This is a genomic window from Leptospira semungkisensis, from assembly GCF_004770055.1.
GTDB classification, from domain to species: domain Bacteria; phylum Spirochaetota; class Leptospiria; order Leptospirales; family Leptospiraceae; genus Leptospira_B; species Leptospira_B semungkisensis.
On the sequence record NZ_RQEP01000019.1, the window covers coordinates 426578 to 445829 of the forward strand.

A 19252-nucleotide genomic window follows, 5' to 3' on the forward strand; every position below is an offset into this window, starting at 1 on the left:
CTTACTCTTGGATCAATTCAAGAGTGGAGAATTCGAAAGTCTTTCCAGGGTTTTCGTTTTGCACGTAGATCTTATCTCCGGACTTACGTATGCGGATCGTTTCTTGGAAGATCTTTTCTCCGTTTTCTGGATCGTCGCTTCGATTGCAATCCCTACCGCAACCATTGCAATCTCCGCCGTAGTATTCTTCGTTATACTCCCTCGCGCTCATTTTTCTCACGAGCCCGAAGATCCTAAGCTTTAATCCGTCAGGCTTTGCTTCTTTAATTTCATAATTTCCTAATGCAAAGAAAGTCTTATTGATCTTTCCGGGTCCGTCTGTTTCTGCAGAAGAAGTATTTCCCTCGAAGAATAAACTTCCATCGGATCTCAAACGAAGGGTCCAATTCGAAGACAAAAGTTCAGGCTGAGCAGTTTCCTGATTTGCAGCAGCCTCTTCGGAAGAAGGAGAAGGAGGAGTCTCTCCGGCTTGCGGTTGCTCCGTACTCGGAGCTGCAGTAGGAATGCTTCCGTAAAACTCACTTCCTACAAAACTCCAATTCAGAACGTTAGTCACTCCTGCCGCAGTAAATTGGAAGAAATTATGTTTTGCGATCTTATGGACTTGTTCCATCGGGTTCGGAAGCAACCATTCTTCTCCATCGGAGAAACGGATCTCGCTGATCACGAGTCCCTTATAATCTTTTCCTTCGTAAATGGAATCCACTGTGAGTTTTAGATTCTTTCCTTCGAAAGGTTTAGGTAAAGCGATTGTCTGAGGTCCCAAAACATCTTGGACTTCTATTTTCTCGGAATATCCACCGTCTCCAGTCAAGGTTGCGGTCTTCAATCTTCCGTTTGTCTGACAATGTCTATCGGATCTCTGATAGCCGTTCCAGATCTTGATCGAAGTTATTTTCTGTTTTTCTTTAAAAGAAAAATCTAATGCGACTCCCTTTCCTTTCTTATCCGATGCCCAAGCATACTCATATCTGGAATCGAAAAGATTCATTACATCATAAGAAAGATTCGGTTTTGCAGTCTCGGAAGCAGTTACACTCGCATCCACAACTTTTGGTCCCTTCCACTTAAGCTTGGAACCTTTCTCGTCGTAGAAACTGATCTTTTGGATACAAACATCCGGATTCTTGTGAAAATTAAAAGTCACAGATCTTGTATTTCTGGGAGTATCGAATTTGACGACTGCAGTAGAGCCTTTCTCCAAATCTTGGCTATATTCATCAAAATTAATATAGGCGGTAATCGGTTCGGAGAACTCTCCGTTACAAGACTCAACTTCTATTTTGGATAATTGAAATGTCTCGTCCGGATAAAAATGAAGTTTTACGAACTTCGCCCCTTTTTCCGGTCTCCAGTTCTTTCCATCCAAGATATCGAACGGAAGGCCGCTTTCCATTGAAGTAGCGGTAATCATAGAGACAGGCAATTTCTTTCCGCACTCGAATAGAAGCGAAGCGCAAAGCACCAAAAGTAAATATTTTTTAAACATAGGTATTTCTCCCTATCGAATCAGCAAAGAGCAGAAATATCTTTCCTGGAGATCCGAGAAAACCCAAAAATGATGGGTCTGGCTTATTTTTTACTTCTATTTTGGAGCCAGATTTAGCTTTTAAACCGTCTCAAAATATGATTGGCGGAATCCAAAGAGTGCAATACGCTTACGTATAGGAAGATCCAATGTCTATCCCTAGTAGATACTCCATAGCAATCCATATCCTATCCTTGATCGAAAAAGACGGAGAAGAAGCAAGTTCCTCTCAAGTCATGGCGGATAGCATAGGAACAAATCCTGTGGTAGTCAGAAGCCTGATGGGAAAGCTAAAGAAGGCAGGATTAATCCAATCCAAGCAAGGGGTAACTGGTGCCAAACTCGCCAAGTCCCCAGAAGAGATCCGTCTTATCCAGATCTACAAGGCAGTAGAATCAGAAGGTCCACTCTTCTCTATCCATGATAAACCGAATCCAAAATGTCCTGTAGGAAAGAAGATCCAAACTGCTCTCACGGGAATCTTTCAAGAAGCACAGTCTGCCTTAGAGGCCAAATTGGCAGAGTTCAATCTGTCTGACGTGATCTATAACCTGGATTCGGATAAAAAGAAAAGAGCTTAAAATTTAAGAGAAAACTTTCCTTCTTCTTCTCAAATTTAACTTGTAATTAAAAATATTACAAGTTCTTTTGACCAAAGAATGATTCGGGAGAATTAGAATGAAAATCGTAGTATTCGGAGCAACCGGAATGATCGGACAAAGGATTGTAGCAGAAGCACTTTCCAGAGGTCATGAGGTAGTCGCGGTTTCTCGCAATGTTTCCAAGCTCACCCAAGAGAATAAGAATTTAACCAAGAAGTCGGGCGATATCTTAGATACAAAGTTTGTGACCGAGCTCGCAAATGGAGCAAATGCAGTGATCAGCGCTCACGGTCCGGGCAAGGATGAGATCGGTAATGTACCGCAAATCATTTCTTCTTTATTGGAAGGAACTCATGCAGCAGGCGATACTAAGGTCTACTTCGTAGGCGGTGCGGGAAGTTTGAAAGTAGCTCCGAATCTGGATCTAGTAGATGCTCCAGGATTTCCGGACGAATACAAAGAAGTCGCGCTCGTTCACAGGAATGCGCTCCATTTTATGCGCGATTCTAAATTTACCCATTGGACCTACCTGAGTCCTGCGGCTTATATTTACCCGGGAGAAAAAGCAGGCAATTATCGTTTAGGTAATGAAGATCTGGTCCAAGATTCCCAAGGAAATAGCAAGATCTCCGTGGATGATTTCGCAGACGCGATGATAAACGAGGTCGAAAATCCGAAGCATTTAGGCAAAAGATTCACCCTCGCCTATTAAACAAAAATTCTTGCCTGGAATCGGCAAAGAATAGAATGTCTTTTGGTTGCTTCTTCCTAAGAGAGGAAGCGACCTGGAGAGTATCGGATGAAGAAAATATTCCAAAGGATCGGTATCGGCCTAGGGTTGATAGCGGTTCTGTATGTTGGTATCTATTACATTACCTTTCCCAAATATGAATTCCATTCCAACATAGATCTAAACCAAGATTTCGATTCCTTTTATAAATCGAAATTAGAAGAGACCAAATCCAAAAAAGGAAGGATCGGATCCGAAGAGAAGTTGATCCGCTTTTCTCCGGCCAAGACAGAATATGCCATCCTTTATATACATGGCTTCGGCGCTTCTCGCGCAGAAGGAGAAGCGACCGTAGACAAGATCGCCTCCAAATTTAAGGCAAATACGTATTATCTCCGCCTTCCTGGCCATGGAACAAACAATGAGGACCACAGAGACACTCCATTTAGCGAGTATCTACGGGTTGCCGAAGAGACCTTCCTCATGATGGATAAATTAGGAAATCATACTATTTTAATGGGAACAAGCATGGGAGGATTGATATCGACATATCTAGCTGCCAAATATCCGGACAAGACCAAGATACTCGTATTGTATTCCCCATTTTATGATTTTACCGTTCCTCTAGCTCGTATATTCTTTTATCCGGGAGGGACCGAGTTCGGCGAAACTGTCCAAGGAAAGATCAGAAAATCTCCTCCTAAAAAGCCGGATGACGGGATCGGCGAGCATTATTACGAGTATTGGTACAAAGACCAGTATCTAGCGGCAGTCCGCCATGTGAGTGAAGCTACGAAATTCGTATTGGGACAGGACCCGCTTCCTAAGATCACAAGTCCTACCTTATTAGTATATTATTATAAGGACAAGGACCACCAAGACAAGACTGCAAGCGTAGCAGCTATGCTGGATGCGTTTTCCAAGATAGGAGGAGAGCACCCGAATCCTCTCAATACCAAGGTAGCGATAGAGGAAGGAAGCCACGTTCTCACCTCGACACATGTTCATTCCGATAAGGAGAAAGTGGAATCTGCAGTTCTGGATTTCTTGAAGAAAGCAGGAGTGCGCTAAAAGCTCAGTTCACTAAGACCATCCAAAGAATTTTTCCTCCGGCAAACATGCCGGGGGATTGAATTTCTCTTTGAATGAAATGTTTGAAAGAGAAAGAAAGTTTCAAACTTAGGAACAAATGATCACGTTCCTTTCTTTCCATAGGAATAAATCTCTTCTGCCAAAAGAGAGACTCCTGCTCGAATCTTCTTCTTATAGCATAAGTAAAATTTTCTTTCGGTGATCCAATCTTCTATCTGGATCTTTCTGAGTTTAGAAGTTATCGAATATTCGGATAAGAAACCGATCCCAAGTCCAGCCTCAATAGATCGTATCACCGACTCCACGCTTCTTAGCTCCATTCCTATTTTAGGACGAATGTCTTTGGCGAAGGATTTGATTCTCTTCTCTACTGCTTTCCGTAATGCAGAAGCCGGATGAAATAGTACGAAGGATTCTTCTAGTAAGTCTTGGGACCTGATCTTCTTCTTTAAAAAAATTGGATGGTTCTTGGCAGCAACAGGAAAGATCTTATCCGAGAGAAATTCGAGAGAAGTCAAACCTGGTTCGGAGATCGGTCCAGTCAATATTCCAAGGTCCACTTCTCCTTTTAGTAAAGCGTCCTTGGTTTCTTGGGCATCTCCTTCTCTTACGGATAAGGAAAGTTTCGGTCTTCTTTGTAGGATCTCCTTCAAGATAGGAGGAAGGATCCAGGCAGATACTGTTCCGCCTGCGGAAATGGAATAATGACCCTTTAATTCCTTATCGTTGGAAAGATCTTCCTGCATTCTATCCCAAAGTTCCTTCATCTGCTTGGAATATTGGTAGAAGATCTCTCCTTCGTGAGTTAGACGAACTTCCTTTCCACCTCTTTCTAAAACGCTCGCTCCTAGTTCTTTTTCTAAAAGAGAGATCTGCCTAGACAAGGCAGGCTGTGTGAGTCCCAAACGAGAAGCTGCCCTTTGAAAAGTGCCTGCTTCGGAGATTTCCAGAAAATAGCGGATCTGTCTGAATTCCATGGTAATTACACTTATAACTTTTAGTTATATATTTTATAAATCCAATTTATTTGCATTATATTAAAATCTTTGTTAGCCTCTTTGATAAGAGGTTCGATATGGGTAAGACTCTATACGATAAGATTTGGGAGAGCCGGAGGGTTTCCGGTAATTCGGAGAAGGAAGACCTTCTCTACGTGGATCGGCATATTCTGCACGAAGTAACTTCTGCCCAGGCATTTGCTGGCTTACGGGACAAAGGAAGAAAGATCAGAAGACCGGATCTTACCTTCGGAGTGGTGGATCATAATATTTCCACTCGGAACAGAAAGGACAAAGGAGCTGCAGGTCCTGTCTCCAAGTTACAGATAGAAACAATGGAAAAGAACTGCGAGGACTTCGGGTTGCGATTGTTCGGGCCTGAAAATCCTGACCAAGGTATCGTGCATGTTTTAGGGCCTGAGCTAGGCTTTCCAGTACCTGGAGGAGTTTTGGTCTGCGGAGATTCTCATACGGCAACGCAAGGAGCCTTCGGTACTCTGGCTTTCGGAATAGGAACGAGTGAAGTAGAGCATGTACTCGCTACTCAAACATTAAAACAATCTAAAGTAAGGTCCATGTTAGTTCGTTTTATAGGGAAACCCGCATACGGAATCACTCCCAAGGACGTTGTATTGGCATTGATTGCTAAGATCGGAACTTCCGGTGGGCAAGGATACGTGTTGGAATACTCCGGGCCTTGGATCGAATCCCTTTCTATGGAAGGAAGGATGACCCTTTGCAATATGAGTATAGAAGCGGGAGCAAGAGCAGGCTTAGTAGCTCCGGACAGGATCACATTCGAGTATTTAAAAGGAAGAAAGTTAGCTCCCAAAGGAGAAGATTTCGAAAGAGCAATCGAATATTGGAAGACATTCTTCTCAGATCCGGACGCTGCATTCGACAAGGAAATCACATTCGATATTTCTAAAATAGAACCTCAAGTCACTTGGGGGACCAATCCGTCCCAAAGCCTACCGATCGGTTCTTTCATACCCGATCCGGATCATTTCGAAGACAGTGTAAAAAGAGAAACAGGATGGAAGGCATTGGAATACATGGACCTTCGCCCCGGAACACCGATCTCGGACATCTCCGTGGACAAAGTATTCATAGGATCTTGCACAAACTCTAGAATTGAAGACTTAAGAGCCGCAGCAGAGATTGCAAAAGGTAGAAAGGTGCATCCGAAGGTGACGGCACTTGTCGTCCCTGGATCCGGAGCAGTCAAACGTCAGGCGGAATCGGAAGGATTAGATCGCATCTTTAGAGAAGCCGGTTTTGAATGGAGAGAGCCAGGCTGTTCACTTTGCTTAGGAATGAATGATGATGTGTTACTCCCGGGAGAAAGATGCGCCTCTACTTCCAATCGAAACTTTGAAGGAAGACAAGGCCGAGGAGGAAGAACACATTTGGTCAGCCCTACCATGGCTGCAGCTGCAGCAATCTCCGGAAAATTTACCGATGTGAGGAAACTAGCATGAGCTCTAACTCTTGGACAATATATACCGGGGTTGCCGCGGCAATCCAAAGGGCTGATATAGATACGGATCAGATCCTTCCCAAACAATTCATGAAGAAGATCGAAAGAAAAGGTTTCGGAAAACATCTCTTTCATGATTGGAGATACAAGGATTTAGAGGGGAATATTCCAAATCCTGAATTCGTTTTGAATCTAGAGCCTTTTAAAAATGTGAGTATCTTGGCCGTGGGAGAAAATTTCGGATGTGGATCGAGTAGAGAACATGCTCCTTGGGCATTGTCCGATTTCGGAATTAGAGCCATTCTTTCCGTTTCTTTTGCGGATATATTCTCTATAAATGCTGCTAAGAACGGGATCGCACTCGTACGATTGAAAGAAGAAGAAATAAAAAGAATCCAAGATAAGATTCTAAAATCACCAGGCACAACCCTTACGGTAGATTTGGAAACTCTACAAGTGAAAGCGGATCAGGAGATCTTTTCCTTCTATTTGGACCAAGGCTCTTTAGATCGCATCCGAAACGGTTGGGATGATATCGATCTAACCTTGAAAGAGGAGGATGAGATCAAAAGATTCGAATCCAAACTTTTTACCGAACACGAATATCTTTCAGTCCTCTGGGAGGCCTGAATTTTTTCGGCTGTGAATTCTCATGTTTACAATCAGGTAAAAATTCGTTAATTCGCTGGAAAAGAAATCGGGGGATATTAAGATGTTCGTCTAATTCCCCCGACCGGGAAAAGGAACGCAAGAGTGAGCCTAACCGAATCCATACAAGATAAAATCACAACTTCTCCTGTAAAAATCCCCGACTCCGCCTTGAAAACAGGCATCTTCGATCTGACCAAAGAAGAATTAGGTTCTCCAATCGAATTGAGAGAAGGAGTGACCTTGCGTTATCTGACTCCTCCGCATCGCAAACGTTGGCTTATGGACAAGCTACTTTTGGGAAGCGATCTCACATTCTTGTACGGATACTTTCGCCAGATCATAAGAGGAAGAAAGGATGCGTTGGCAGGAACCTTCTTCGATCCTAGATGGATAGAATTATCCGGAGGGATCTTGGATCTCATGGAAGGCTGCGGAGGAAAATTCCAAATAGAAGGAATAGAGAACGTAGTCTCTCCCAAGGGTCCTGTTGTCTTTGCCGGAAATCATATGAGCGTCTTAGAGACATTCGTATTCCCTTATTTCTTAGTACCTCATAGAAGAGTGACCTACGTAGTTAAGGAAAGTTTAATTAAAGGAAACTTCTTCGGCCCTATTATGAGGACCAGAGATCCGATCGCAGTAGGAAGAGAAAATCCGAGAGAAGATCTAGTCAAAGTATTGGAAGAAGGAGTAAATCTTCTTAAGAAGGGAGTCTCAATCGTTGTGTTTCCTCAAAGCACTAGAACGATCAGTTTCAATCCTGCGGAATTCAATTCTATTGCAGTAAAATTAGCAGCCAGAGCAGGAGTGCAAGTGGTTCCTTTTGCGATCAAAACAGACTTCTGGCAAAACGGAAAAATTCTAAAAGATTTGGGGACTCTTTCCAGAAAGAATCTCATCCACATGAAATTCGGAAAGATAATCGACCCGAAAGAAGATGCAAGAAAGGCACAGGAGAAGTTATTGAATTTCGTATTAGAGAATTTGAAAGAATGGAAAGTTCCGATCCTAGATCAGAATCCTTGATTGGAGCTGAGCAGTTCTAAAAGAAAAGCCGACGAAACGAATTTCGTCGGCAAATGATCAAAAGGAAATTTAAGAAAATTTAATATCCTCCGCCTCCGCCACCACCGTAGGCTCCCCCACCTCCGCAATATGCGACGGCGAGATAATATTCCTGAGCACAAGCAGTCATCGCTGAGCTCGGATTCGCCTGGGCGCAACTTGCATACAGCAAAGAGGCCCCAGTGCATTCACTCTTTTTACTTTTATCGTTCTTGTTATTTCCCGTCCCGTAAAGATTATTGTATTCATTACAGTTGTAAGACCACAAGGAAGACAAAACGACAAGGATAACGAGAATTACTTTCCTAGTTTGCATATTAGCCACTCCGAACGTCCGTAAAAGACTCAACTATAGATCTAGCATTTTCCTTTCGATAAGCAATGGTTTTAAATTAAGGGCACATACATGAGGAATAAACAATACAAATCAAGAAACCGGATGGAACCTTGCTTAGGTCATAATTTATAGATAAGAAGGTTCCGATCATGAACGGTCTGTTTAAAAAGATTTTCTATGCGGCGCTACTCTTTGGGCTGATCTTATTAGCCAACCTAAACTGTGCGACTATGGACTCCGGATATAGAGGATACAATCGATCCGGATGTTACGGTTATAACTGCGGATACGGTTATGGAAATTATTACAATAACCGTTACAGACAATACGGAGGCTATCCTGGCTATCAATCCTCCGGGGGTTTTAGAAATCACAACCCGCTCTTTGTTCCTGCGGGTAGATTTCATAACGTAGGAAGACCTTCCCACTGGAGATTATAAAAATAGAATATACATTAGATCTGAAGAAGTCGTGATCTCACCCTTCTTCAGATCATCTAAACCAAAAACGGTCTCCGTCCAAGAAGCGTTTTACTCCTTCCTTAGTACTTTGACTCTCCATTACTGGATACGTGTTCTTAGCTTCCAAGACCAAAGCCTCCGATACCGGAAGATCCCATCCGTCTATCACAGAAGAAAGATCCGCAAACATCGCATCCTTTGGCTGTCTGCAAAGTTGGGTCGCATACGAAAACGCTCTCTCCAATCCCTTTCCCTTTTTAGTCATTTCCCACACGAGTCCGAGCTGATACGCTCTTTCGGCTCTGATCCTTTGTCCGGTTAAGATAAGAGGCAAGGCTCCGCCCCAACCCAATAAGCGAGGAAGATACACTGTTCCTCCATCCACTAGAGGCACTCCCCATCTTCTGCAAGCCACGGAGAAAATAGCCTGAGGTTCCGCGATGCGAATATGTCCATGACAGAATAATTCAAGTCCTCCCGCGTACGTGTAGCCATGAGAAACGGTGATCACAGGCTTCTTCTGCACTATCCTAGAACCTCCGAGAGGTCCTGGATCCTTCTTTGCATATTCTTGTTTTTCAGGAGCACTGATATAAAGATCCGCTAATAGATCCAAAGCGGAGAGATCCGCTCCTGCGGAGAAAGATTTATCTCCCGCTCCATGAAGGATTGCGACAGTTAGAGAAGGATCGTCCCTGAAATTTTTCCAGGCCTGCAAAAACAGGTCCGCCATTTCCTTATTCACTGCATTATGCACATCCGGTCGATTCATAGTGATCTGCAGGATGCGGCCGCCGGCTACGTCGTGGATTTTTGTCAAAAGTGGAAAATTAGACATGCGGAAATTTCACCTAAAGCCAAGAATACAGAAAGAACTTTTTCTTTCGTCTTGACACTATCCTTTAGAGACTTAGAATCTTCGGCCAAGTAGATTTCTACTCGATTTTTTCCGTCCAATAGAACTTTCCCGCCCATATAATATGCAAAGTCGAAATGAGAATCTAGGAGAAATAGAATCATCTGATCCTTCTTATGAAGTAAAGGCATTGGAGTTCATAACTGAATTATTCGATACCTACGCTTGGGAATGGAAAAAAGACGAGAAGGAAATCAAACTTCCCTCAAAGCTCATAGAACGTCTCGGATTAAACGAAGAGACCGTTTCCTATGAGGATTTTTTATCAGCAATCGATCCAGAGTATAGATCCGAATTTGTGAATGGGTTAGAAAATGCTAAGAAAGGAATTCCTTTCAGCATGGACGAATTGCTCTTTCTTAGTCCTAAAAAGACCCGTCTTTACTTTAAGGCGGGAATCAAACCGGGTCCTTCCAAAACCGAAACCAGCCTTATCTTTCTACTACAAGATATTACTTCTTTCCGATCCGATCAAGAGAAAGGAAAGAAGATCGAGGATAGCCTTCATCAAAGCGAGCTAACGTTTAGGGGTGCCTTCGAGAACAACGGGATCGGAATGGCACTGGTCTCAGACCAAGGAAAATGGTTAAAAGTAAATCGCAAGCTCTGCGAGATATTCGGTTATACGGAAGAAGAACTGTTTACCAAGACTTTCCAAGATCTCACTCATCCGGATGATCTAGCAAAAGACCTAGATAGTGTCCAACGGATGCTCCGAGGAGAGATCGATTCTTACAAGATGGAAAAGAGATATTTCCGAAAGAACGGAGATCTTATATGTGCGAACCTAAGTGTTTCTCTTGTAAGGGATCAGTTCGGAAAATTCCTATATTTCGTTTCTCAGATAGAGGATATCACACAAAAGAAAAAAGCAGAAGAATCCCTTCTCTCGATCAATTACGAGATAAGACAGATATTGGAATCTGCCACTCATGTCTCCATCATTCGAACTGATCCAAATGGATTGATCCAATTGTTTAGCAAAGGCGCTGAAAATCTATTTGGGTACAAAGCAGAAGAAGTGGTAGGAAGACATACCACGGAGATCCTACACGATTTAGAAGATACTGATAAGAGAAGTAAGGAACTTTCTCTTTCCTTAGGAAGGGAGATCAAAGGCTTCAACACATACAGCGAGATTGCGAGAAGAAATACTTACGAATCCAGAGTCTGGAGATATAGAAGAAAAGACGGCTCCCTGTTTCCAATGCATTTGGTCTTAACCGCAGTGAGAGGACAGAACGCAGAGATCACAGGATTCTTAGGAATTGGAACTGACGTATCCGGGTCAGTAGAATACCAAGAGAAACTAGAAGAGACCAAAAGACAATTGGAAGTTCTTACGGAGCAATTGAGCCGTAAGAATGCTCAGTTGCTGAATTACGCTCATATTACTTCTCATAATTTAAGAGCCCCCACAAGTAACCTAATCTCTCTTGTTGAATTGATCGAAGAATCCCAATCCGAGGAAGAGATTCTCTCCCTTGTGAGCAAGTTCAAGACCTCGGTAAACTACTTGCAAGAAACATTAAATAGCCTGGTGGAAGTACTTCGCATCCAAGAGGGAAATAATCGTAAAATAGAGACTGTCCGGTTTAGGACCATCGTAGAGAAGATCCTGAAAATCTTAGAAGGTCAGATCTTAGAGACTCATGCGGATGTGCGTTTGGATTTTTCAGCTCTGGAAGAATGGCAATACGACAAAATATACATGGAAAGCATTCTTCTAAATCTTATATCCAATTCCATTAAGTATAGATCGCCTGATCGTACTCCAAAGATCCACATCAAGTCACAGATCCTGAACGGCCAGGCCTACCTGATCGTAGAAGACAATGGGCTTGGAATCGATTTGAAGAAATACCAAAACAAGTTATTCGGTCTTCATAAGACTTTTCATAGGCACCCTGATGCAAAGGGAGTTGGACTCTTTTTGACTAAGTCCCAAATCGAATCTCTGAACGGAAAAATCTATGTAGAGAGCGAGTTGGATAAGGGTACTCGAATGATCATAGAATTATATAAACCGAAAATTTTTTCACACACTGGAACGGACTAAAACGGAAAATTCACGCTATCTAACGATACGAAAGCTTAACGGAGATTCTTCCCTTCTTAGCTATACTTAAAAACGTTTTTCATTCGATTTCTTTAGATTCCATTCGATTTCAATTCGGATATAAATTATTGTCCCTTTATTTTTTTCTAAAATACGAATTGGGTATTGCTCCTTCTCAAAGAAAGGCATAAGCTATGGGTATGGATAGTACGCATAAATCGGACCAAAAATTCCGAATGAAATCCCAAAACATGTCGGTCGCGACTCATCCGAGAGCGCAGCCGCAAAAGCCCCTGAAATTCAGAGGAGGTAGCCAACCCCAGGATGCAGAAATGCCTTCTTTCTGGTTATTCTACTTCCTATTGTTAATAGGATCAGTGATACCGATCGTGGGAGTCTTTCCCGCCTTCATCCTATTTTCATTTGCGAAAAACGCATTTTTCAGGATGCTACCTCTTGCCATTAGTTTGGCTACAAGCGGTTACGCCTTGTATTTGAGGGCCCATTCGGGTTCAGTATTCCAGCAGTTGAAAAACCTGGTTTATTGACTTCTTGAAAGAACGAAAATCGGAATATAGCCCATTTTCTGGGGAATGAGGAGTATATTCCATCCATTAGGATTCTTGCATAGAGTCCCGAAGAAGGATTATTCCAATCCTTCTTACTTCGTTTTTATTAATCAAAAGACTTTGTAGCTCCTATATTGAAGGAAGGAATCCTTGCCAGTGAATTATAAGAATATCCGGTAAGGTTCGCATTCCCCACTACACCTACTGCATGAGAAAGATCCCAGTCTGTTCCCTTCCCTCCCTCTATCGTCTTGCGTGGAATATTGTATGCGAGAGCGAAATCAAGACTCCACTTATCGAATATATAACTGAAGCCTGCCGAAACCAGGTCCGTAAGAGAGAAGAATCCACCGGTAGTTCCTCCCAAGGCATTGCTCTTTACTAAAGGAGAATTATAAGCATAGCCTGCTCTCAAGACCCAAGAAGAACTAGGTTTGTATTCCACTCCTAAGATAGCCGCCCATTGGTCTCTAAAATTCAAATGTGCATCTGCAGATCCAGTGCTTCCTAAAGGAGTTGGAAGCCAAGGATCCTGCAAAGTTTGATTTGCCTTTCGCAAGTAAGAACCATAATTCGTATAGACCAGATCCAAGGCGAATTTTAAATTCTCCGGACCGAATGCGAATCCAAGAGTGTGCTTTTCCGGTAAGTTGAATGTATAAGATACACCTGTCTCATGATAGTATTTAGAATTATTAACTCCCACATTGTATCCTCCGTTCAGAGGGATCCCTACGTGAGCTTGGTAAGCGTAGCCTACTCTAAACCAATCGTTAAACGTATAATTAGCTCCCAAAATTCCGCCTAACGCAAATGCATTCTTGGAACTTTGGTAATAGTATCCTTGTCCGGGGATCTCTATATTTCCGGTGATATCGTAGTATTTCTGGTTTAATTTTTGGGATCCATATACAGCTTCCACGCTTGCCCCCAGAGCAAGATCTCCCAGTTTCACGGAGAAACCGTTTACTAGTTTCACTACCGCAAACGTATTGGAATTAGATTCTTTGAGTTGGTTTGAGTTTCCCAAAGGCCCAGGAAGATTCGTGCCGGCCCATTGGTTTACTGTCTGCCCTGTAGGAGTATTTCTTGTAATCTTATCCACACCACCCGAAGCTCCCCCGGCCACATAAAGAGAAATTCCATAATCCACGTTATCCGTAACAGGAAGTTTCAAAGCGATATAGGGCCCAGGTCCGAGCACATTTGTAGACTTATCATTCTGGTAGGAAAGATTCGGATTAGAGTCCTCGAATTTATCCCTATATCTATTCTGTATCAGAGAAGCGCCTAAACCGAATTCGATTTTCTTACCTTTCGTGAGGGAAAGATTTGCTGGATTTAGATCCACATCGACAGGGGAACCTCCCAGACCATACCCCGCGCCTGCAAGCCCGGAATACCTGGCATTGATCGCATTAAAATACAATCCATCGATCGCAAGAAGACCATTCCCAGAACCGAGAACAAACAAAGAGAATATTAAAGAAAATAAATATTTCTTTATCCTCTCCCTTTTTAGTTTCCTAATTCCTGTCTCTTTTCGATGGATCTTCGGATCACTTTCTTCTATTTGTTTCATTCGGCCTCTCCTGTGCTTTCGGATCTTTTAAGCAAAGTGAGACAAAACAAGTTCCATCATAACATCAGAATTTTCGTTAAAGCAGACAATTCAAGAAGAAGCAAACCAAGCGCTTATTCATCCGAATAGCCATATTAAACAAAATGAGAAGGAAACCTTAAGATCGGAAGAGTTTGGATGGAAAATTCTCTCATTAAACGAATATTTAATCTACTATACTAAAATATTTTCAGTCTAAATTCGGATTCCATTTTAATCTTTCGCCATAGCGGAAGATATGGCTGGCCGGAATGCAGGAAATCAACGAGAAGCCAAGATTGAGCAATTTAGAGAGAACAAACGGAAAACTAATAAAAGCGGATTCCGAGAATCGATATTCCAGCTTTTTGGATTCCATTTATAAGAAGCAAAACGAGGACCCATATCGATACGGGGGAAGACAGGTAGCTGGAGATTTTATTCGAGAACTATTCGATATCTTGTTCGCAGGATTCTTCTCGGATCTGAGTTTCAAGGACAGGACTCAGGTGGAAGATAGCATCTCTAGGTTTCTATTGGATGCGAAGAAAAAGCTGCAGCCTTATTTGATAAGCGCATCGGCCCCTTCTTCTCTGAATATTAACGATATACTTTCTCAATTTCAAAGCGAACTTCCTTCTCTTTACGATTCCGTATGGATGGATGCGATCGCGGCATTCGAAGGAGATCCTGCTGCAGAAAGCGTCAAGGAAGTCATCCTCGCCTATCCTGGCTTCTACGCGATAGCAGTGCATAGGGTTGCCCATGTATTACATAAATTGCAAGTTCCTATTTTTCCAAGAATGTTAAGCGAATTTGCACACGAGAAAACAGGTATAGATATTCATCCAGGAGCTCAGATCGGCAGATCCTTTTTTATGGATCATGGCACTGGGATAGTCATCGGCGGGACTACCGTAATTGCAGATAATGTTAAGATCTACCAAGGAGTTACTCTAGGAGCATTATCCGTGGACAAGAGTCTCGCGAGTGTCAAAAGACATCCTACGATAGAAGAAAATGTAGTGATCTACTCCGGAGCAACCATCCTAGGAGGAGATACTGTGATCGGAAGAAATAGCGTGATCGGAGGAAATACTTGGCTCACTCATAGTATTCCGCCCTTTTCTGTTGTGTACCAAAAGAACGAGGTTCGAGTCCGAAATTCCAAAGAGCTCGACGATGTGATCGACTTTTCCATCTAGAAAGAAAACCGATCGGATCTATTATTCAGTTTTTCATAATATTCTTACTAATAGATCCGATCTATGCTTCAAAGCCCTGGTCCGGCTTTATACAATCTAGTTTTTTATAAAGGACCGGAAGTCCTTCCTCCAATCAAATCGAACAAGGCGTTAATGAGTGCATCTATATCCTCGCAAGTATTATAGATAGCAAGAGAAGGTCTGACAGTACTTTCCAGGCCGAATCGTCTTAGAATCGGTTGTGCGCAATGATGCCCTGACCGAACCGCAATCCCTTCCTGGGCAAGATAACGTCCCACATCTTCCGTTTTGAATCCATCCAAAACAAAGGACAATACTCCTGCTTTATCTTTGGCGGTTCCGATCAGCTTGAGTCCGGGAATTCTGAGTAACTGCGTTGTTCCATATTCCAAGAGGGAATGTTCATATTCTGCTACTCGATCCATACCAATCCGATTTAGATAATCGATCGCCGCTCCTAGACCTACTGCATCGGCGATATTTCCTGTTCCTGCTTCGAAACGAAAGGGAGCCGCCTGATATACTGTCTTTTCGAAGGTAACATCTTGGATCATATTCCCTCCTCCTTGCCAAGGAGGCATTGTGTCCAAGACTTCTTTCTTACCGTACAAGACACCGATTCCTGTTGGAGCGAATACCTTATGCCCGGAGAATACATAGAAATCGCAATCGATCGCCTGGACGTCCACTCTCATGTGTGAAACAGCCTGAGCTCCGTCCACAAGTACCTTAGCTCCTATAGAATGCGCCTGGTTTGTCATTGCCTCAACAGGAGTCACTGTGCCGAGCGCATTCGAGACTTGAGTGAATGCGACTAACTTAGTACGAGGAGTCAAAAGCCTTTGGTATTCGGAGAGAATGATCTGTCCTGTTTCATCCACAGGGATTACCTTGAGCTTGGCTCCTTTCTCCGCACAAAGTATCTGCCAAGGAACGATATTCGCGTGGTGCTCCAGCCAAGAGATCAGGATCTCATCATCCTTTCCTATATTCTTCTTTCCCCAGGTTTGAGCCACCAGATTGATCGCTTCTGTCGCTCCTCGCACGAGAACGATCTCTTCAGAAGAAGATGAATTCAAGAATTGCTTCACCTTCTCCCGAGCAGATTCGTATGCGTCAGTCGCTCTTGCTGCCAAAGTATGAGCTCCTCTATGTATATTCGAGTTCTCATGTTTGTAGAAGTAAGAGAGGCGATCTATAACAGATTGAGGCTTGTGGGTGGTCGCAGCATTATCCAACCAAACTAAATTCCTTCCGTTTACCTTCTCTTGTAAGATCGGAAAATCGTTACGTACATAAGAAAGATCGAAATTTCCAGAGGACAATTCCACAGAAGGAACAAGGCTTGGATGAAAACTGAATGGATCCGTAATTTGTATCGCCGAGGAAGGATTTACAAATGCCCTAGTCTCTTCCAAAAAAGAAAATGAAGGACCTGACTTCACAAAGCGATTCGGGTCTTCTGGACTCAATCCTTCCGGAAAAGAAGGAGCATTAGATAAGACTAATTCTTCTGTCCCGGCAGATCTATCATAAGACCCCAAGAATTCCTTAGCGAGTGCAGCGATCAAATTCGGATCGATTGGAATATCTACTCCTGCGTTTCGAAAATTCCAATCATTTGGATCCGAAGAAAATGGATCACTTGTAGTCATAGTAGTTTCCTACGTCTACATTCTCCAAGACAGCGATCGCATCGTTTGTAAGAACTGCAGCAGAGCAATAGAGAGAGATCAAATAGGATCCGATTGCAGATCGATTGATCCCCATAAAACGTACGGATAATCCCGGAGTCTGCTCTCCTGGTAAGCCAGGTTGGTACAGACCGATCACTCCTTGCTTCTTCTCACCTACTCTTAAGAGTAGAATGTTTGTTGTACCACCAGGAGCCTTCGGAGAAGATTCTCCTCCCACTAAAAGCTTGTTCGTAGGAATGATGGGCAGTCCTCTCCAAGTTAGGAATTGAGAGCCGAAAAGAGAAACTGTAGCCGGAGGAACTCCTCTACGAGTACATTCCCTTCCGAAGGCAGCTACTGCAAGAGGATGTGCTAAGAAGAAGGAAGGCTCCTTCCAAACTTTAGAAATAAGCTCGTCCAGATCGTCAGGCGTAGGCGCTCCCTTTCTAGTCTGTATCCTTTGTCCTTTAGGAACATTCTTCAGTAGGCCATAGTCATCGTTATTAATGAGTTCGTTTTCTTGCCTTTCTTTCACACTCTCGATCGTAAGACGCAATTGCTCTTTGATCTGGTCATGAGGACTGCTAAAGAGATCTGACACTCTTGTATGAACATCTAATACTGTAGATATAGCGCTTAACGTGTATTCTCTTGGCTTTTCTTCGTAATCCACGAATGTTTCCGGAAGTGGCTGCTCGTCCTTCTGTCCGCAAAGAACATCTACGGAAGTATTGTCCTTGACCCTATTCACTCTGAGCGTTCCCGACTCTAAGGGCTTCCAATCTAATAAACGGACAAGCCAACGAGGTGTGATTAGATCATATTGAGGAGGTGTTTTTGTAGTATTCGCAAGTACGCGGGCGGATCTATCTCCGAGAGAATGTTGTGTTTGGCTTTCATCAGCCATAAGCGGGTCTCCTTAAAGTTTTTCTCTTCTTATTTAAATCGAATATTCTGATCAGACCGAGCGAGAGACCCTCTATTTCTATCCTTTCAGGCTCGTTCAATATATTGTTTTTGTTTTAAGTATATTAAATATTCAGAATACTATATAAATTTAAATAAGTGTTTGGATTTTTCTTTCAGGCTTGTATCCGATCACAAGCGAATAAAATAAATTCTTTTTTTATTCGCAAAGCAGTCCCAAAAATTGCGTATCCAATAAATAAAACGAAATGGGAACCTTTCTTTTAAGATAACGATCCATGGAAATAAATTTCTCACTTAAGATCCTTCGGTCAAAACAGGCAAAATCATCGATCTTGGCTTTTATGGATGGAACAAACGATCCAGGATAAACCAAACTTTCGTTAGTAAAGCTGCGAATTGCTCCAATATAATCGTCTTTTTTTTCGCGAAAATCGAGGCAAACCGGATGGACAACCCAGTCTAAAGCCAATATCGTCCTTACAATATTTCCCATGCAAAGAGCCATCCAATCCAGAGAGGGAGTCGGGTTAACCGCCACAGTCATTCAGAAGAAAGAATTGTATCTGGCGAGAATCGTCACTGATCTTCCTACATTGGTCTTCGTTCGAAAAGGGACCAAGACCCTAAGAAGAGAGGGAATAGAATTTGTGATCCGAGAAGGAGAAGTAGGAGCGATCGCGGGAGGCCAGGCCTTCGACGTGGTCAACCGACCTTCCGGAGATGAGTTCCAATCGGCCTGGATTGCATTTCATCCGAATGTAATCCAAAACTATAAACCGATCCGAGACGATCTCTCCACGATAGAATCCGCTTTCGTATTTTCTCCCTTAGGCGAAGGATTTAGCGAGGCATTTAAATTAGCCACAGAATCGATTACCACTCATAGAAATATCTCCGAACAAATTGCAGTTCATAGAGTGACGGAGATCCTACTTTGGATGGGTGAATTTGGAAAGAAATTCAAAGTCCCTTCCTCCGAAACGGTTTCTCAAAAGGTGCGTAATCTTTTAAGCTCTACTCCCGCCAAAGACTGGCAGGCCTTGGAGATTGCTGACTTGTTGCAAATAAGCGAAGCGACTCTGAGAAGGAGACTTGCAGGAGAGAATCTTTCCTTCTCTGAGATCTTAATCGATGTTAGAATGTCATTTGCTCTAGCCTTGTTACAAGCAACGGATCGATCCATCGGAGAAATCGCAAAGGAAGCGGGTTACGACTCCGCGTCCAGATTTGCGGTCCGATTCCGAGACAGATTCGGATATTCCCCCACTGTACTCAGAAAGGAAACCAACCTTGATCGGAACGGCACAATCCTTGATCGAGTCCGGACATAAG

18 protein-coding genes are annotated in these 19252 nt (G+C 42.9%); 11 read left to right on the forward strand and 7 right to left on the reverse strand.

Annotated elements, in window-relative coordinates; translation table 11 throughout:
• Window position 1: 1 nt before the first annotated feature.
• Window positions 2-1489, reverse strand: a complete 1488-nt coding sequence (locus tag EHO59_RS16310) for an NADase-type glycan-binding domain-containing protein (RefSeq protein ID WP_135589514.1) — start codon at window positions 1487-1489, stop codon at window positions 2-4.
• Between the two features lie 188 nt (window positions 1490-1677).
• Between EHO59_RS16310 and EHO59_RS16315 the strand changes: the two genes are divergently transcribed.
• The 3 genes from EHO59_RS16315 to EHO59_RS16325 all read left to right on the forward strand — a co-directional run bounded on the left by EHO59_RS16315 (window position 1678) and on the right by EHO59_RS16325 (window position 3931).
• Complete coding sequence (locus tag EHO59_RS16315) at window positions 1678-2109, forward strand: Rrf2 family transcriptional regulator (protein ID WP_135589515.1); 432 nt, start codon at window positions 1678-1680, stop codon at window positions 2107-2109.
• A 97-nt stretch (window positions 2110-2206) separates the two neighbouring features.
• Window positions 2207-2842: an NAD(P)-dependent oxidoreductase gene (locus EHO59_RS16320; RefSeq protein ID WP_135589516.1), complete on the forward strand. Its 636-nt coding sequence runs from the start codon at window positions 2207-2209 to the stop codon at window positions 2840-2842.
• 87 nt (window positions 2843-2929) lie between these two features.
• Window positions 2930-3931, forward strand: coding sequence for an alpha/beta hydrolase (locus tag EHO59_RS16325; RefSeq protein ID WP_135589517.1), 1002 nt, complete (start codon window positions 2930-2932; stop codon window positions 3929-3931).
• 122 nt (window positions 3932-4053) lie between these two features.
• Here the strand turns inward: EHO59_RS16325 and EHO59_RS16330 are convergent, their stop codons facing one another.
• On the reverse strand, window positions 4054-4929 hold the full coding sequence (locus EHO59_RS16330) for a LysR family transcriptional regulator (RefSeq protein WP_135589518.1): 876 nt from the start codon (window positions 4927-4929) through the stop codon (window positions 4054-4056).
• A gap of 98 nt (window positions 4930-5027) precedes the next feature.
• Here EHO59_RS16330 and leuC point away from each other — a divergent pair, with 98 nt between their 5' ends.
• The 3 genes from leuC to EHO59_RS16345 all read left to right on the forward strand — a co-directional run bounded on the left by leuC (window position 5028) and on the right by EHO59_RS16345 (window position 8107).
• On the forward strand, window positions 5028-6431 hold the full coding sequence (leuC, locus tag EHO59_RS16335) for a 3-isopropylmalate dehydratase large subunit (protein WP_135589519.1): 1404 nt from the start codon (window positions 5028-5030) through the stop codon (window positions 6429-6431).
• The gene (leuD, locus tag EHO59_RS16340) at window positions 6428-7060 is read left to right on the forward strand and encodes a 3-isopropylmalate dehydratase small subunit (RefSeq protein ID WP_135589520.1); all 633 of its coding nucleotides are present in this window, start codon (window positions 6428-6430) and stop codon (window positions 7058-7060) included. Before leuC ends, leuD begins: the two co-directional genes overlap by 4 nt.
• 123 nt (window positions 7061-7183) lie before the next feature.
• Window positions 7184-8107, forward strand: coding sequence for a lysophospholipid acyltransferase family protein (locus EHO59_RS16345; RefSeq protein ID WP_210413094.1), 924 nt, complete (start codon window positions 7184-7186; stop codon window positions 8105-8107).
• A 79-nt stretch (window positions 8108-8186) separates the two neighbouring features.
• On the opposite strand, the gene EHO59_RS16350 is transcribed toward EHO59_RS16345, so the two are convergent.
• Entirely contained in the window at window positions 8187-8462 is a 276-nt protein-coding gene (locus tag EHO59_RS16350) for a hypothetical protein (protein WP_135589522.1), read from the reverse strand.
• Between the two features lie 170 nt (window positions 8463-8632).
• Here EHO59_RS16350 and EHO59_RS16355 point away from each other — a divergent pair, with 170 nt between their 5' ends.
• Complete coding sequence (locus EHO59_RS16355) at window positions 8633-8923, forward strand: hypothetical protein (protein WP_135589523.1); 291 nt, start codon at window positions 8633-8635, stop codon at window positions 8921-8923.
• 52 nt (window positions 8924-8975) lie between these two features.
• Here EHO59_RS16355 and EHO59_RS16360 read toward each other — a convergent pair whose 3' ends face one another.
• A complete protein-coding gene (locus EHO59_RS16360; protein WP_135589524.1) occupies window positions 8976-9782 on the reverse strand; it encodes an enoyl-CoA hydratase-related protein in 807 nt (268 codons plus the stop codon).
• Window positions 9783-9924: 142 nt separating this feature from the next.
• On the opposite strand from EHO59_RS16360, the gene EHO59_RS16365 reads away from it, so the two are divergent.
• Both EHO59_RS16365 and EHO59_RS16370 read left to right on the forward strand, forming a co-directional pair.
• On the forward strand, window positions 9925-11919 hold the full coding sequence (locus EHO59_RS16365; protein WP_135589525.1) for a sensor histidine kinase: 1995 nt from the start codon (window positions 9925-9927) through the stop codon (window positions 11917-11919).
• A gap of 236 nt (window positions 11920-12155) precedes the next feature.
• A complete protein-coding gene (locus tag EHO59_RS16370) occupies window positions 12156-12467 on the forward strand; it encodes a hypothetical protein (protein ID WP_135589526.1) in 312 nt (103 codons plus the stop codon).
• Between the two features lie 127 nt (window positions 12468-12594).
• Here the strand turns inward: EHO59_RS16370 and EHO59_RS16375 are convergent, their stop codons facing one another.
• The gene (locus EHO59_RS16375; RefSeq protein ID WP_135589527.1) at window positions 12595-14070 is read right to left on the reverse strand and encodes an OmpP1/FadL family transporter; all 1476 of its coding nucleotides are present in this window, start codon (window positions 14068-14070) and stop codon (window positions 12595-12597) included.
• Between the two features lie 290 nt (window positions 14071-14360).
• Here EHO59_RS16375 and epsC point away from each other — a divergent pair, with 290 nt between their 5' ends.
• Window positions 14361-15293 (forward strand): serine O-acetyltransferase EpsC, encoded by a 933-nt coding sequence (gene epsC, locus EHO59_RS16380; RefSeq protein WP_135589528.1) that lies wholly within the window; start codon window positions 14361-14363, stop codon window positions 15291-15293.
• A gap of 104 nt (window positions 15294-15397) precedes the next feature.
• Here epsC and EHO59_RS16385 read toward each other — a convergent pair whose 3' ends face one another.
• Together EHO59_RS16385 and EHO59_RS16390 are read right to left on the reverse strand one after the other, a co-directional pair.
• The gene (locus EHO59_RS16385) at window positions 15398-16969 is read right to left on the reverse strand and encodes a family 2A encapsulin nanocompartment cargo protein cysteine desulfurase (protein ID WP_135589529.1); all 1572 of its coding nucleotides are present in this window, start codon (window positions 16967-16969) and stop codon (window positions 15398-15400) included.
• Window positions 16956-17897 carry a family 2A encapsulin nanocompartment shell protein gene (locus EHO59_RS16390; protein ID WP_135589530.1) on the reverse strand — a complete coding sequence of 314 codons (942 nt, stop codon included), beginning with the start codon at window positions 17895-17897 and terminating at the stop codon, window positions 16956-16958. The genes EHO59_RS16385 and EHO59_RS16390 overlap by 14 nt, the downstream gene beginning before the upstream one ends.
• A gap of 514 nt (window positions 17898-18411) precedes the next feature.
• Between EHO59_RS16390 and EHO59_RS16395 the strand changes: the two genes are divergently transcribed.
• Window positions 18412-19251, forward strand: coding sequence for a helix-turn-helix transcriptional regulator (locus EHO59_RS16395; RefSeq protein WP_135589531.1), 840 nt, complete (start codon window positions 18412-18414; stop codon window positions 19249-19251).
• Window position 19252 lies beyond the last annotated feature (1 nt).